This window comes from Affinirhizobium capsici, from assembly GCF_977018625.1.
Genome location: NZ_CDRNXD010000004.1, coordinates 687,953 through 701,670, shown reverse-complemented (window position 1 = coordinate 701,670; position 13,718 = coordinate 687,953). Strand labels below are relative to the sequence as shown.

The following is a 13,718-nucleotide window of genomic DNA, read 5'->3' as shown; positions in this document are numbered from 1 at the left end:
AACCGATGACACAGGTCCTCGGCATCGTGGATATCGTCTGGCGTGGCCGCACGATGTCCGTTGAAAAAGGTGCCACGATCCGCCTCGGCGGCTTGAAGAATACCGGCGTCACCTATGGACGCAAGGTCGGCCGCGCCCAGGAGTTTCAGGGCACGGAAGTGAACGCCACCACCAATCTGGAACGCGGCCAGCGGGCAACAGACATCTTCCTTGAGACGGAAGGCGAGTTGCAGGTCGTTTGCGATACCGGCCAGACCTTCGTCATTGCCGATGCTTTCCTTGAAGGTGACCGTCCGGTCATCACGGGCGGCGAAGGTGGCAAGATCCAGCTAAAGTGGATGGGCAGTGCGGCAGAGGAGATCCTGGCATGAAGCGGGAAACGAGAATCGATCTGGATGAAGATGTCCTGATCGAAGAAGTGTCCAACGCGAAAGCGGACGGCATTATTTCCGAAGACGGAAACCACCACGCCGACGAGATAATCGATGAGGACGGTTCTGTTCTCGACAAGCTGCCGAAACGCGCGGTTGAGAATGACAATGGCACTGTCACTTTGCCGCTGCTTTACCCCCGCACGCTCCACACCCGCAAAGACGGCAAGGTCAAGGAACGCGAATTTAAGGAACTGACCTTCCACCGGCTGACGGGTGCGGACCAACGGGCGATTTCCGCCGCCAGTGAAGAGATGATGAGCGTGGTTGCCTTCGCGCAATCGACCAAGCTCAACCAGGCCGTCATGAATGCGCTATTCGACAAGATGGATGCCGCCGACATTGCCGATGGCGGGCGGGTGCTGAACCATTTTTTGACGAGTGGCCAAAAAACTGGCCGGTAATGCTGGGGGCGCTGGCCGATGGAACCGGCTTCAGCGCCGCCGAAATTGACAGCTTCGACGCCCGCCGCGTGATCTTCTGGTGGAACTGCGTCATGATCTGGCGCAAGGAAGTTTCCGACCTCAATTCGTCGACTTGAAATCTCATGCCCGCCTCGGCGGGCATGATATCGTTTGCGCGCGCGCGATAGTTTGCGCCTCATATTCAACGAGGCGGCGCGTTTTCCATGTCCAATCGTAACATGGCCTTGGATGTTGTTGTCCGGCTGAAGGATCTTCTGACCGGACCGCTACGCCGCCTCCGTTCCACGTTGGATGGCATTGGCAGCGCTGCCCGCAAGATCGGGCTTGTCAGCACCGCGATTGCCGCGATCTCCTTCATGGGACCGATCAAGGAGGCCGCAGCCTTCCAGCAGCAGCTTCTCGACATAGCAGGCACGGCGAACCTGACGGGCCAAGCTGCCTTCGATCTCGTTGAAAAGTCAAAGTCTCAGTATGAGGCGCTCGCCCTCCAGGTCGGACAATATTCCGACACCATCTCAAAGGGTGCCGGGCAGATGATTGCCGCTGGCGTCGATCAGAGGCTGGTTGACGGCTCGATCCGCTCGATCGGCAGGGCAGCAACCGCTGCCAATGCCGAGTTCAACGATATGGCGGGCGTTGCGACATCGCTTCTTCAAACGCTGCGCGTCCCCGCTGACCAACTGGACGGCGCGCTCGGCGGCTTGGTCGTAGCGGGCAAGGAAGGTGCCTTCGAACTGAAGGACATGGCCCGCTACTTCCCGACACTCACCAGTCAGATGGCGAAGTTCGGCGTGACCGGACGCGAAGCGGTCAACACCCTTGGCGCGGCGCTTCAGATTGCACGCAAGGGAACCGCCGATCCTGCGGAAGCCGCCAACAATCTGAAGAACTTCCTTTCGAAGATCCTCGCACCCGTCACCATCAAGAACTTCAAGGAAGCGGGCGTCGACATCGAAGCCGTGATGAAGGATGCCGCAACCAAGGGCGTCAACCCGATCGAAGCCGTGGTGCAGAAGATCTCCAAACTGACCGGGGTTTCCGGCAAGGAGATCGAGGGCCTGATGAAGAAGGCCAAGGCTAACGGGCTTGAAGGAGCCGAGGCTCTTGCATCCGTGCGCGAGCAGCTCCAGCAGATCTATGGCGCTGGCAAGCTTGGCGAGATCTTTGGCGACATGCAGGTCATGGATTTCCTGATCCCCATGCTGTCGAACATTGACGAGTACAAGCGGATCAAGGAGGAAGTTGCCAAGGCAACCGGAGCCGTCATTGACGGTGATTTCGAGACCCAGATGCAGGGCCTCAACCGGCAACTGATCATCTTCGGCGAGATCGGAACGCAAGCAAGCCGCGAAGTCGGCTTCGCCTTTGGCAGCTGGTTGCCAATGATCAACGAGAACCTCTCGGCAATGCTTCTCTGGCTTCGTGAGACGGACAAGGCAACGGGCGGCATGATCCGCAAGATGCTGTCGTTTGCTGGCGCTGGCGTTCTCGTTGCAGCAGGCATCGGCGCGCTCGGTTTCATCCTGCCCGCCATTGGCGCGGGCCTCAGTGCGCTCGGCGTTCTGCTTGGCCCGGTAGGGCTTGCACTCGCGGCTGTCGGGGCTGGCGCTTACTACATCTACAAGAACTGGGGTACCTATGGCCCGCATCTAACGCGCCTGTGGGACCGCGCCAAGGACACCTATTCCCGCTTTGCCGAAGGTGTGGCCGAGAAAGGCGGGCGCATCATTGCAGCCGGTCGCGAGATGGCAGACCGCTATGGCCCTACCATTCGCGCCGGTCTGATGAGTGCCTGGACCGACATCAAGGCCGGTTTCCAGAACCTGAAAGGCCTGTTCGATGGCTTCATGAAGGGGCTCGATCTGAAGATCGATTTTTCAGGTCTCACCATCGACAACGCAAAACTTGCAGCCTTCAGCGCGCTCGAAATGGCGATGACCGGGATCTCGGCCGCCTGGAATACGCTGAAGGATTTCGGGTCCGGCTTTGCCACGCATCTGTCAGAGATCGGCGAGAATGTTGGTGGTTCGGTCAAGGCCATCGGCGAAATCGCAAGCGGCATGCTGAGGCTTGCACGAGCCCTCACGACACTCGTCGGCCTCGATCTTTCAAAAGCTGGAGACGTCGCCAAATGGATAGGTGGTTTTGCAGGCGGCACAATTGAGGCTGCGACCTTTACCCTTCGCACTTTCTATGAGGCACTCTCCCAGCTCGTGAACACAATCGCCGATGTCGCCGAAGGCAAGAAGACATGGGAAGCGCTAGTGCCCAAAGGTTTGGCCGAAGCATGGAAGGATGGCTCCCAGGCGCTCAATGATTTCATCGCAGCAGCGAAAGCGATGCCGGGCGAGCTCTATTCCGCTGGCGTCCAGGCGGGAGAGCAGATGGTGGACGGCGTCAAGGGGAAGATCGATGAGCTTGTCGAATGGTTCAAAAGCCTGCCAAGCCGCATAACGGGCGCGATCGGCAACATTGACTTTTCAAGCATGATCAAATGGCCAGAGCCTCCAGCTTGGTGGACGTGGATGTTCGGCGGCGGCCCAAAGGGTGCCAATGACAATAGCCCGAACCCGATTGCAGCTGCCCAATCTCCGGTTCCCGCCCAGGCATCGCCACAGCAAATCAATGTGAATGCCACCAGCACCGTGAAAGTGGATGGTCCAGGCCGTGTGGTTGAGGAGAACACGTCTGTGTCTTCCCCATCGCCCAACGTCAACACAGGCCGGGTCTTGGGGAGGAACTGATGATCCTCGAAAGCCTCAACGCTCTGCCCGGCTGTTTGCCCGGCCAATATCGCGGCGTCGCGATTAATGTTCTCGATACCTCGTCCGAGGTCGGCCGCCGCGTGCTGGAATATCTGTTTCCCGGCGTCGATCAGGCCGCCTATGACGACTTTGGTCTCTTGCCCGCTGCCATCGATGTCGAAGCCTTCATCCTGGCCGACGACTACCGGGCACAGGCAAAGCGTCTTCAAAGGGTCTTTGAGACGCCTGGAACAGGGCTTTTCATCCATCCCTGGCTTGGGCCGATCTCGGTCATCATGGAGGAACCGGCGCGGATCAGCTTTTCCTCGCGTGAGCTTCGCATGGTGCGGATCAGCGCTCGCTTCAAGCGGGTGGGCCTGTCGATCGGCGGCTTCAGCGCTGGCGGATTTTCGGATCTTCTGTCCGGCATCAATGATGTTATTTCCGCGGCAACCGCGCTTGCCTCGACTGTCGCGGATCTCGCCGTCACACTCTCCATTGCATCTTCCGTGCGTCGTTCGCGTCGCATCGTCACAGCTGCGGCCGGATCTGCCCAGCCGCCGCGCGATAGCGGACAGGCATTGACGGCAATCCGCTCGAACCTTGCAGCGTCATCTCCAGAAGCACCAGGAGAATTCAGTCTCTGGCTTCTCAACGCTGCAGCCCCGTTGCAGACAGTGGCAGAGGTTCCGGCTGTCGCACCGGCAGCCTTACCAGAGACAGGCCCCAATCCAACCGGCCTGATCAGAATCGGCCTCACGCTTGCCTCTATGCTATCGACAGAGGCGGCGAAAGCACCGGCATCGGCAGACGCAATCCTTCTATTGGTAGCCTCAACGCATTTCTGGGCGGCAAGTGCCGTGCAGCTTCCTTATGCCCAGTTCACGAGCAGCAAGGATGCCATCGGCATCCGCACGGATTACGCCACCCGCGCCGCCCGCCTGAACGAGCATCTGGAAGTTTTCGGGGAGCGGTCGTTCCAGGCGCAGACCAGCAACCTGATCCGCGCTCTGTCGAGCAGCTCGGCCGCGATCGTTGGCTATCTCAGCGAATTGATCGGCGCACTGCCTACCGTCCAGACATTCCGGCCCTCCATGCCGGTCGATGCCTGGACCCTTGCGCAGCACATTGCCGGAGACAATCCGTCGCGCATCGAAGAGGTCTATGCCGATATCGTCGCGCGAAACGATCCGCGCCACCCGTCATACCTTGACAAACCCATCGTTGAAGTTCGGGAACTGACCTGATGGCGAAGAGTATTCGGCTGCTCATCGATGGCCTTGAACATGACCAGTGGCTTTCCGGCGAAGTCTCGCGCGATCTGAAGGATTTCTCCGGTGCCTTCAGCTTTACGTTTCGCGACAAGGCGCGGTCCGATGCATCCTTCCAGTTCGCCACGATTGGTCCGCTGCTGAAGCTGAAGCCCGGACCGGAAGTCACCATCAGGATCGGGCGTCGAATCGTGCTGAAAGGCTGGATCGATAAGGTGGAGCCGGACGTTGGCGAAGGACAGGCCAGCGTGACGATTTCCGGTCGCGACAAGGCCAATGACCTGATTGACTGCGCCGCGATCGATGACAAGGCCGAGTTCGAGAACGTCAAGCTGGAAGATGCAGCTGCCAGGATTGCCAAACCCTATGGCCTGTCGGTTCGAAGCGAGATCGACACGGGCGAACCATTCCAGCGCTATTCGCTCGACCTCTCCGAAACCGCATTCTCAGCCATCGAGAAAGGTGCGCGAAGCCGCCACGCACTTGTGCTCTCAGATGGCGTCGGCGGCATTGTGATCACCCGCACCGGCAAGACCAGGGCACCGGCTGCGCTCATACTGCCCGGCAACGTGCTGCGCTCACGCGGCACCTTCGACTACAGCAACCGCCATTCCAAAACCGTGGTGCGTGGCCAGTCGGAAGGGGCTGGAAAGAAGCGCGGCAAGGCAGCACTTGATGCCACGGCCGAGCCGCTTGGTTCGGACAGTCGCCAGGGCGGCGACGGCAGTGCCACCACGAAGGAAGGTCGGGGCATTCTTGCAACCGGGGAAGCAAAGGATGACGAGATCCGCAGGCATCGGCCCGTTGTCCATCTGGCGCGCTCGAAGGCCGACAAGACCTCCGCGAAGGATGAGGCCGACTGGCGCATGCGCACGGCGCGCGGCGAAAGCGAGGAGTTCACGCTGACGGTCAAGGGTCATGAGGCGAACGGTGCGCTCTGGACCGTCAACCAGTTGGTCGATGTCAGTGACAATTACCTTGATGTGCACCGCGAGCTTTTGATCTCGCGCGTCTCCTACCTGGAAGATGCCTCAGGCTGCTCAACCGATATTTCTGTTTGCAGCCCGGAAGCCTTCGACAAGGAGCCCACCGGCAAACGGCGCACCAACCGCAAGGCCAAAACCAAGGGCAAGAAGAAGTCGGGCTCCGGCCCGCTGGATGGAACAGCGAGCGCATTATGAGCAAGGAACTTTGGGACAAGATGCGGGGCATGGTTCGGCGCGTGGTCGTCAAATCGATTGACGATAGCGGCGAGATGCAGACGGCGAATGTGGAAGTGGCAGAAGGCGTCACCCGCAAAAACGTGGAAGTCTGGCAGCCCTACGGCCTGGTCGGCGTACCGGACACCGATGGCGCTGTCAGTGTCGCCATTGCCATCGGTGGCGATGAAGGGGATCTCTGGCTCTTGCCGCCGTCCAATCCATCGCAACGCATGGGTGGCCTGTCGAAAGGCGATGTCGGCCTTGCCAACAAGGGTGGCGACAGGATCATTGCCAAGGCCAATGGCACCATCGAAGTCTCGGCTGCCTCCTCCATTATACTGAAGGTTGGCGGGATCTCCCTCACCGTGGATGCAGCAGGTTTCCACTTCTCAGGCGGCGGGATCTGGCACGACGGCGTGCCGATCGACAAGACGCATGTGCATAGCGGGATCGTCCGAGGTGGCGCAAACACTAATCCACCCGTCGGGTAATGCCCGCCTTGGCGGGCATGAACAGGGTCACGCGCGCGCGATAATCTCGCGCCATGTTTCTCGATCTTGGCCTCACGTTTGATCCACTGACACGCCGCTGCGATCTCGCACTCGGCGACGACTTCGATCTCGTGCTCGATGCCTCGCCTGTTCCGGCCATGCTGGCCTCTGCTGGCCTTGATCGTCGCGCAGATCCTGACGACGAACTGCCGGAAGGCCGCTCACAGTTTCTTGCACCCGCCAGCTTTTCCGAACGCCGGGGCGGCATCATTGATGCGCTCGATGCGTTCGGGCGTCGTGGTGGCTGCAAAATGTGGCTTCTGGATCGCGCCAAACAAACCGAGACCACCCGACAGCTTGCCGAATACTGGCTTCAGGAAGGATTTGCCTGGGTCGAGGAAGAAACAGGCACGCCCGCTGAAATCGAGGTCGAATGGGTCCGTGACGGCGTGCTCGGCTACCGTATCCGCGTCGGCGACGAGACGCTTTCCCTCACGAAGAAGGTGGCTGACTGATGCCTTGGCCGATCCCACCCGCAAGCTCGATCTTCAATCGCATGGCGTCCGCCATGGAGCAGAACCTGATCCTGCTCACCGCAGCCAAGGGATTGACGGCATCTGTCTCCCGGATCTCGCTTGCGGTGCGATCCGCGCAAGGCGTCATCTCCAACCTGTTTGCGCCCATCGCTGGCGAAATCCGCTCGCTGCATGATCATCAGGCGTGGTGGGGACGGCAATACATGCCGGATAGCGCCGACGATGAGGAAATGATCCTGCGCCATGCAGGGATTTGGGGCGTCGAAGGGCGTGCAGCCGTCAAGGCGAAAGGTGCCGTCCTGATCGATGGGACGGCAGGAACTGTCGTCGCATCAGGATTGATCCTCTCGGCAGGTAATGCCCAAACCTATGTCACGACTTCTAGCGGCACGCTGGATGCCGGGGGATCTCTGATCGTGACGGCCGAGGCGGTCAATGCAGGTGCGGCGAGCAATCTCGCGGCCGGGATCATTCTCACCGCAGACGCAAGCCCGGATGGATTGAGCCGCTTCACCGTGTCTGCCTCCTTTGCCGGGGGTCTGGATGCCGAGACGCCAGAGGAGATCAAGGCATCCTATCTTCGCCGCATCCGCATGCCTCCCATGGGTGGAGCCGCCCAGGACTATTTTACATGGGTGTCCGACGTCGCCTCACCTTATGCGGTGGCGACCGTCGAAGACTGGATCGGCCGCGGCTCTCTCGGTGTGGTCGTCGTCATGAAGAACGCCGATGGCACTCCCCGCCAAGCAACGCCTGAAGAACTGGGAACGGTTGGCACGCATCTCGGCGTTTCCGGTAGCCAGACCGGCGTTCGACCTGTCACCGCGCGAACAATCCCGGTTGCCGGTACACTCGTGCCAATTCCGATCTCTGTTCGGCTGCGTCCAGACACGGCCCTGACACGGGCAGCAGTCGAAGCAGCATTCCTCCGCTTTGTGCTGACGATTGGCGACGAAGACGACGACCAGAATGCAGGCCCGATCGGTGCGATCATCGAACCGTCCAGGATCTCCGAAGCCATATCATCGGCCACGGCGGAATATGGACATGACCTTGTCGTGCCAGCCGCCCGCTATAAGCTCGCAGCCGCTGAATGCCCCTTTGCCGGGCCGATCACGTGGCTGTCTTGAGAGGTCTTTGAAGCATGGCGAGAACCGTTTCAAACATCCTTCAAAGCCTCCTCGGCAAGCTCATCCCCGGCTGGGCGCTCGGCCAGCGCGGCGGCGTCATCGATGCCGTCCTCTGTTCGGTTGCCGTCGCGCTTCAGGATGTGGAAACCGGCGCTGAAGCCTTGATGCGGGAAACAGATCCCCGCGCTGCCAATGCTCTTTTGGCAGACTTTGAGCGCTGTCTCGGCCCGGACCCTTGCGGCCGCGACAGCGCCACTTTGTCGGTGGAGCAGCGCCAGCGCCTGGCGCATCAGCGCTGGACGGCACGCGGCGGTCAATCCATCCCCTTCTTCGTCTCGATTGCCCGCTCGCTCGGTGTCGAGATCACGGTCGAAGAGTTCTGGCCATCGAAAGCGGGCGTGCTTCGCGCCGGTCAACGCCTTCGGCCAGAGGGTTGCCAGTTCGTCTGGCGCGTCAACATTCCCGGCCTACTCACCGTCGTGAAGTTCCGTGCCGGTGTCAGCCGCGCCGGTCATCGTCTCGGCACCTTCGAGATTTCCTCAATCGAATGCGAACTGCGGCGGCTGAAGCCCGCTCACACGCATGTCGTCTTTAAGTATGGAGAGACCTGATGGATCGCATCAATGGTGCGGATACCGTCGATATCGGCGGCGGCAAGCGCGGCTTTCGCGCCGAAAATCTTGTGGCTGGTGTCGCCGGTACAGAAGTCACTGCTGACTGGCTGAACAGCGTTCAGGAAGAGCTTTTGCGCGTGGTGACCGAAGCGGGAATAGTGCCGAATGCGGGAGACTGGTCTCAGCTTTGGCAAGCTCTAAAAGGCATGGGATTGTCATCCGGATCGCGCAGCCGTCGTTGGATGGCAGTCGTCTCTATCACGCTTTCAAGCGCCCCAGGCGCGCCCGTTGAAGGTGACGCCTATTTGATACCGGTCGGAGCAACCGGCATATGGGCCGCCCAGGTCGGCAAAATTGCCGAGTGGACCGGTTCCTCCTGGACATATTTTAATCCAACCGACGGCCATGGCATCGCACTTCCCGACGGGCGTGTTTTTGAACGGATAGGCGGCAGCTATGTCGAGAAGCTGGCAATCGATGCTCAGTCGGGAAAATGGTCGTACGCACAAGCTGCCGGAACTGCGAACGCCCTGACGGCCACACTCGTACCCAATCCCGGAAGCCCGTCGATTGGCATGGTTGTGTGCATCAAAATCACGACGACCAACACCGGCGCCGCTACGCTTGATGTCAACGGAAGCGGTGCAAAACCCATTACTCGTCTTGGCGGTTCTTCTCTCCTGAAAAATGACCTGCCAGCGGGTGCGATGATGAAATTCGGCTACGACGGCGCAAAATGGCAGGTCTTGAACCTCAACCCGCAACGTCGCGCTAACCAGGCGCTCTTCGATGCCGTTGGTTTGACGAGCTGGACGGTCCCAGATGGCGTCTATCAGATCTTTGGTCGCGTTTGGGACGGCGGCGGCGGTGGTGGCGGTGGCTTCAACGCAGCCGGTGTTTACGCGGGCGAAGGCGGCGCGGGAGGCGGATATTCCGAGGGCTGGTTCACGGTGACACCTGGACAGGTCATTCCGATCACCGTCGGATCCGGTGGCCAGGGAGGCGCGCCAGGACAGCCAGGGACCAACGGAGGCACGAGCTCTCTCGGCTCTTACTGTTCTGCGACCGGAGGTCAGGCGGGGCGGTTTGCAGATATGGCAAGCACCTTCGCACGAACAGGAGGGTCAGGAACGGGAGGCGATCTCAATATGTCGGGCGGTTTTGGCAACGTGATCGTTCCTAGCGGAACCTCAGCGGCTATTGGGGGTGCAGGTGGCGACAGCCCTATGGGTGGTGCGGGTGCCTGCAATACGCCAACGGGACCAGCACTGGGACTGGTGCCAGGCGGTGGCGGCGGTGGCGCGGCTGGTGCAGGCGGTCTTTCTGGTGCCAGTGGCGCGCGCGGCCGCGTGATCATCGAGTACTGAAGGGAGATGAGAATGCGTGTGGGACGTCTTGAAAATAGTCTTGTCGTGGAAACTCTGGACCTTCCTGAAGGCGTCTCAATAGCAGACGCTTTTCATCCAGCGGTCGCCTCTCAGTTTCGGGAGCTCCCGAGCAATGTGGAAGCCGGGTGGCAATTCAACGGGAACAGCTACTCACCGCCAATCGTCGAAGGCATCAATTTTGATGCGCTGAAGCGGCAACTCAAGGCGTCAATCGATCAAGCCGCAGAGGCCGAGCGCCTGAAGTACATCACAGCTGGTGCCGGTCAGGCCATGACCTATCAGCAAAAGTCTGATGAGGCGAAGCGTTATCTGGCATCATCAGATCCCGACGCTGACGATTATCCTCTTCTGTCGGCCGAGGTCGGCATAACCGCAGCGGATCTCGCTGGCGTTGCCCAGGTCGTGAATGCCGCCTTCACACAATGGCAGATCATCGGCGCGGTGATCGAGAAGACGCGGCTTGCAACAAAGGCTGCGATCGATGGGGCGGCAACGACTGAAGAAGCGCAAAACGCATTCGAAGGAGCAAGCTGGCCAGCTATGTAAAACAGTTACCGGATGCCGGAGCCAAGGGCTCCGAGGTGGGCCAAAGTTTGCAGATCCAACCCACCGACAGCGCAAGCCGACAACCGTCACATCCGATCCCGGCAAAGCCGAGGACGCCTCTGTGACTGAGTCGAGGACCAAGCGCAATGAAGGAAGTCAGGTGCGGCAGCTGCCGCGCTCTGCTGTTCAAAACCGGAACCGGCAGCCTTGCCGTATCCATCGAAATCAAGTGCCGCCGCTGTGGCACCATCAATCACCTGAGGCCATCCGAGGAGCCCGCACCCGATCGCGATCAGCGACCGCAAAGGACCGACTTGTGTGGCTCTACGTACCTTCAAAAATGATAGCCTCAATGGAATTGCCCTCTGCGCCGGAGTTGGCGGACTGGAGCTCGGCCTCCACATTGCAGAACCCGGATACCGCACTGTTTGTTACGTCGAGCGGGAAGCCTTCGTTGCAGCCACCATCGTGGCGAGGATGGCTGACGCGGCCCTGGATCACGCGCCTCTCTGGGATGATGTTACCACCTTCGACGGCCGCCCTTGGCGTGGCAAGGTTCATATCCTCACTGGCGGCTATCCCTGCCAGCCATTCTCCTTCTCAGGCCGAAGACTTGGAGAACACGACCCACGCCATCTCTGGCCGCATATCCGGCGAATCATCGGGGAACTCGATCCGGAATGGTGCTTCTTCGAAAACGTCGAAGGCCATATGTCCTTGGGAGCCGACACTGTTATCCGGGAGCTTCAAGGACTGGGCTTTAGCGTCAAAGCGGGCTTGTTCAGCGCGGCAGAAGTTGGCGCACCCCACCAGCGTCGGCGGCTCTTCATTGTGGCCCACGCCGACAAAATCCCTCTATTGCACGAAGATCGAACTGGAGCTGGTGAACAACCGGCTGCGGTTTCGGGACGATGCGGATGCGGGCGGATCTCAGTTCGGGATTGGGAAGGCAGCAAGGGTGTGGACGCAAATCTGGCTGCTGATGAAAGCCTGCGGTGCGACGCCGACCAAGCCTTTCAGCTTCCCCTCTTCCCACCCGCTCCATCTCAGTTTGAACGCTGGGCCCCGATCCTCGACCGGCACCCTCACCTTCAACCCGAACTTTTCCGATTGGGTCATGGGCTGGCCAATTGGGTGGACCGATCCCATGCAGCCGGTAACGGGGTGGTCAGCCTGGCTGCGGCGTATGCGTGGCGAACTCTCAAGGCTGCCCACTTCGTGAAGCGGGTTTGAGAGGACTTCGAAAGGTGTTCGAGAAGGCTTTGAGGCGGCTTTAAGGCCGCCTCGAAAAGATGGAAGTCGTCGAGGGACATGAGCTTTAGGCCGAGAATAGAAATAGCAAGCTGCCCGATGTGTCGAGACTACCCAGACCACGGTTAACTTGATTACCCAGAATCGTAGACAATTCAAAAGCCCGTATTGGCTACAGGACGCGACTCATGTTTTGCTTCTACAACTGAAGGGGGAACAACATGAGCACGGATCCAACCATAAAGTACGCAATCCTGAATGTCGCAGCCAATCCTCATCCGACAGGCATCTATCTGCAGCTCCTACAAACTGCAGCTAATCAGAAAGTGAAATACTTTGGTTCTAACTTCGCGACTATTTCGCCCCCTAGAGAAGCTGAGACTGGCTTTTATCAGGGTCGACTGGTTACTTGGGTTGAGATTGACACAACGGAACCCGCAATTAAGCTTGATGAGTTGGATCCCGTAAACTTCGACGAACTTGGCATTTCACTGCCATCAAACGTCGGTTTCAACGGGAAAGTTTTCAATTACACATTCCGGCTAAAGGACCACATGATGTTTGTGGAAGTGCGGAACGAGTTCGGCAAAACGCTTTCACCTGATCGTGCTGCCAAAATTATGCGGATGCTTTTTTCCGCCGATATCCAAGGCAACAATTTGAAGAGCAGTGTCGAAGTCACAGTGATACCTGAAGACGACGCTCTTCAACGCATTTGGAAAATTGCCAACTTGCGAAAGCTTAAAATTCACATTGTTCGACCCAATGCCGATGATATAGACCCAGAAGCCGTGTTGAATGAGCTCGTGGCGCAAGGCGCACGGAGCCAAGATGTAATTCTGGTCGCGGACACAAATGGCAATGGTCTAGAGCCAAATGCTCGGACCAAGATGCAGGCCGAAGTTGCGGAGCATAACGGCTTTGTCGAAGGAAATGGTCGTGACGCCCACGGTCAGAAAATTTCTCTGAGCACCAAGGCTTACCCGCGGGTGATCAGTTCCACTCTTGGAGGGGTAAGTGGCTACATTGCGCTCGCGTTACGAATCGCAAAAGAAACGCTTGTTAGATAGCCCAACTGGCAAAACGTTTCGGATTTATTGGACGTTATACGGGGGCATGAATGCCCTCCTAAGGTCACCGTACCTCTGGTTTGCATTAATCTTTACGCTGCTGACAAATGGTTTTTGGCTTCGTACGGATTCCGACGGCAAACCCTGGACCCAAGTAGCTATCGATACGATCCCGAGCATGCTCGGGTTCTCCATGGGAGGTATGGCGATAATGCTCGCATTTTCAAATGCCAGCATCTTTCGCGCCCTAACTCAACAAGGCCAACCAGACTCATTCTTCCTGAAAGTGGTCGCGAATTTCTTCCACTTCATCCTAGCTCAAACAGTTGCCATCTTGTTGGCGATAGCTTGCAAGGCGTATTCAAGCCACTGGTTGTCCGCTGTAGGGTACTTTTCATTTAGCTATGCATTGCTGGTAGGTGTTGCAACAGCAGGCCAACTGTTACGAACAGCGCAGGTCTTCAATGCGGGTGGATCGCTGAACACCAAGAAAACGCAGAATCAGGAACAATCGGAAGACTGAGACCGAAGATCTTCAAATTGCACTATCGAGATCAAGGCTTCCTTGACATGCAATTCGGAAATTTCAAAATTCCGATTTTGCGTGTCAAAATTCCGG

General features: G+C 58.7%; 16 protein-coding genes. All 16 read left to right on the top strand.

Annotated elements, in window-relative coordinates:
• The first annotated feature begins 5 nt into the window (after positions 1-5).
• The 16 genes from AC0JZ1_RS06745 to AC0JZ1_RS06670 all read left to right on the top strand — a co-directional run bounded on the left by AC0JZ1_RS06745 (position 6) and on the right by AC0JZ1_RS06670 (position 13,622).
• Entirely contained in the window at positions 6-371 is a 366-nt protein-coding gene (locus AC0JZ1_RS06745; RefSeq protein ID WP_471881646.1) for a phage tail tube protein, read from the top strand.
• On the top strand, positions 368-835 hold the full coding sequence (locus AC0JZ1_RS06740) for a hypothetical protein (protein WP_471881645.1): 468 nt from the start codon (positions 368-370) through the stop codon (positions 833-835). The genes AC0JZ1_RS06745 and AC0JZ1_RS06740 overlap by 4 nt, the downstream gene beginning before the upstream one ends.
• Positions 835-972 carry a hypothetical protein gene (locus tag AC0JZ1_RS06735; RefSeq protein ID WP_471881644.1) on the top strand — a complete coding sequence of 46 codons (138 nt, stop codon included), beginning with the start codon at positions 835-837 and terminating at the stop codon, positions 970-972. The genes AC0JZ1_RS06740 and AC0JZ1_RS06735 overlap by 1 nt, the downstream gene beginning before the upstream one ends.
• An 87-nt stretch (positions 973-1,059) precedes the next feature.
• Positions 1,060-3,600, top strand: coding sequence for a phage tail tape measure protein (locus AC0JZ1_RS06730; RefSeq protein ID WP_471881643.1), 2,541 nt, complete (start codon positions 1,060-1,062; stop codon positions 3,598-3,600).
• Positions 3,600-4,847, top strand: a complete 1,248-nt coding sequence (locus tag AC0JZ1_RS06725) for a DNA circularization N-terminal domain-containing protein (protein WP_471881642.1) — start codon at positions 3,600-3,602, stop codon at positions 4,845-4,847. Before AC0JZ1_RS06730 ends, AC0JZ1_RS06725 begins: the two co-directional genes overlap by 1 nt.
• Positions 4,847-6,052: a phage baseplate assembly protein gene (locus AC0JZ1_RS06720; RefSeq protein WP_471881641.1), complete on the top strand. Its 1,206-nt coding sequence runs from the start codon at positions 4,847-4,849 to the stop codon at positions 6,050-6,052. Before AC0JZ1_RS06725 ends, AC0JZ1_RS06720 begins: the two co-directional genes overlap by 1 nt.
• Positions 6,049-6,564 (top strand): phage baseplate assembly protein domain-containing protein, encoded by a 516-nt coding sequence (locus AC0JZ1_RS06715; protein ID WP_471881640.1) that lies wholly within the window; start codon positions 6,049-6,051, stop codon positions 6,562-6,564. The genes AC0JZ1_RS06720 and AC0JZ1_RS06715 overlap by 4 nt, the downstream gene beginning before the upstream one ends.
• Before the next feature lie 53 nt (positions 6,565-6,617).
• The gene (locus AC0JZ1_RS06710) at positions 6,618-7,079 is read left to right on the top strand and encodes a phage GP46 family protein (RefSeq protein WP_471881639.1); all 462 of its coding nucleotides are present in this window, start codon (positions 6,618-6,620) and stop codon (positions 7,077-7,079) included.
• Positions 7,079-8,230 carry a baseplate J/gp47 family protein gene (locus AC0JZ1_RS06705; RefSeq protein WP_471881638.1) on the top strand — a complete coding sequence of 384 codons (1,152 nt, stop codon included), beginning with the start codon at positions 7,079-7,081 and terminating at the stop codon, positions 8,228-8,230. The genes AC0JZ1_RS06710 and AC0JZ1_RS06705 overlap by 1 nt, the downstream gene beginning before the upstream one ends.
• 14 nt (positions 8,231-8,244) lie before the next feature.
• The gene (locus tag AC0JZ1_RS06700; RefSeq protein ID WP_471881637.1) at positions 8,245-8,841 is read left to right on the top strand and encodes a YmfQ family protein; all 597 of its coding nucleotides are present in this window, start codon (positions 8,245-8,247) and stop codon (positions 8,839-8,841) included.
• Positions 8,841-10,211 carry a DUF2793 domain-containing protein gene (locus tag AC0JZ1_RS06695; protein ID WP_471881636.1) on the top strand — a complete coding sequence of 457 codons (1,371 nt, stop codon included), beginning with the start codon at positions 8,841-8,843 and terminating at the stop codon, positions 10,209-10,211. Before AC0JZ1_RS06700 ends, AC0JZ1_RS06695 begins: the two co-directional genes overlap by 1 nt.
• Positions 10,212-10,223: 12 nt before the next feature.
• A complete protein-coding gene (locus AC0JZ1_RS06690; protein WP_471881635.1) occupies positions 10,224-10,778 on the top strand; it encodes a hypothetical protein in 555 nt (184 codons plus the stop codon).
• A gap of 146 nt (positions 10,779-10,924) precedes the next feature.
• Positions 10,925-11,122 (top strand): Com family DNA-binding transcriptional regulator, encoded by a 198-nt coding sequence (locus AC0JZ1_RS06685; protein WP_471881634.1) that lies wholly within the window; start codon positions 10,925-10,927, stop codon positions 11,120-11,122.
• Positions 11,097-12,011 (top strand): DNA cytosine methyltransferase, encoded by a 915-nt coding sequence (locus AC0JZ1_RS06680; protein ID WP_471881633.1) that lies wholly within the window; start codon positions 11,097-11,099, stop codon positions 12,009-12,011. The genes AC0JZ1_RS06685 and AC0JZ1_RS06680 overlap by 26 nt, the downstream gene beginning before the upstream one ends.
• Positions 12,012-12,250: 239 nt before the next feature.
• On the top strand, positions 12,251-13,099 hold the full coding sequence (locus tag AC0JZ1_RS06675; protein ID WP_471881632.1) for a DUF4747 family protein: 849 nt from the start codon (positions 12,251-12,253) through the stop codon (positions 13,097-13,099).
• Positions 13,047-13,622 carry a hypothetical protein gene (locus AC0JZ1_RS06670; protein ID WP_471881631.1) on the top strand — a complete coding sequence of 192 codons (576 nt, stop codon included), beginning with the start codon at positions 13,047-13,049 and terminating at the stop codon, positions 13,620-13,622. Before AC0JZ1_RS06675 ends, AC0JZ1_RS06670 begins: the two co-directional genes overlap by 53 nt.
• Positions 13,623-13,718: the final 96 nt, after the last annotated feature.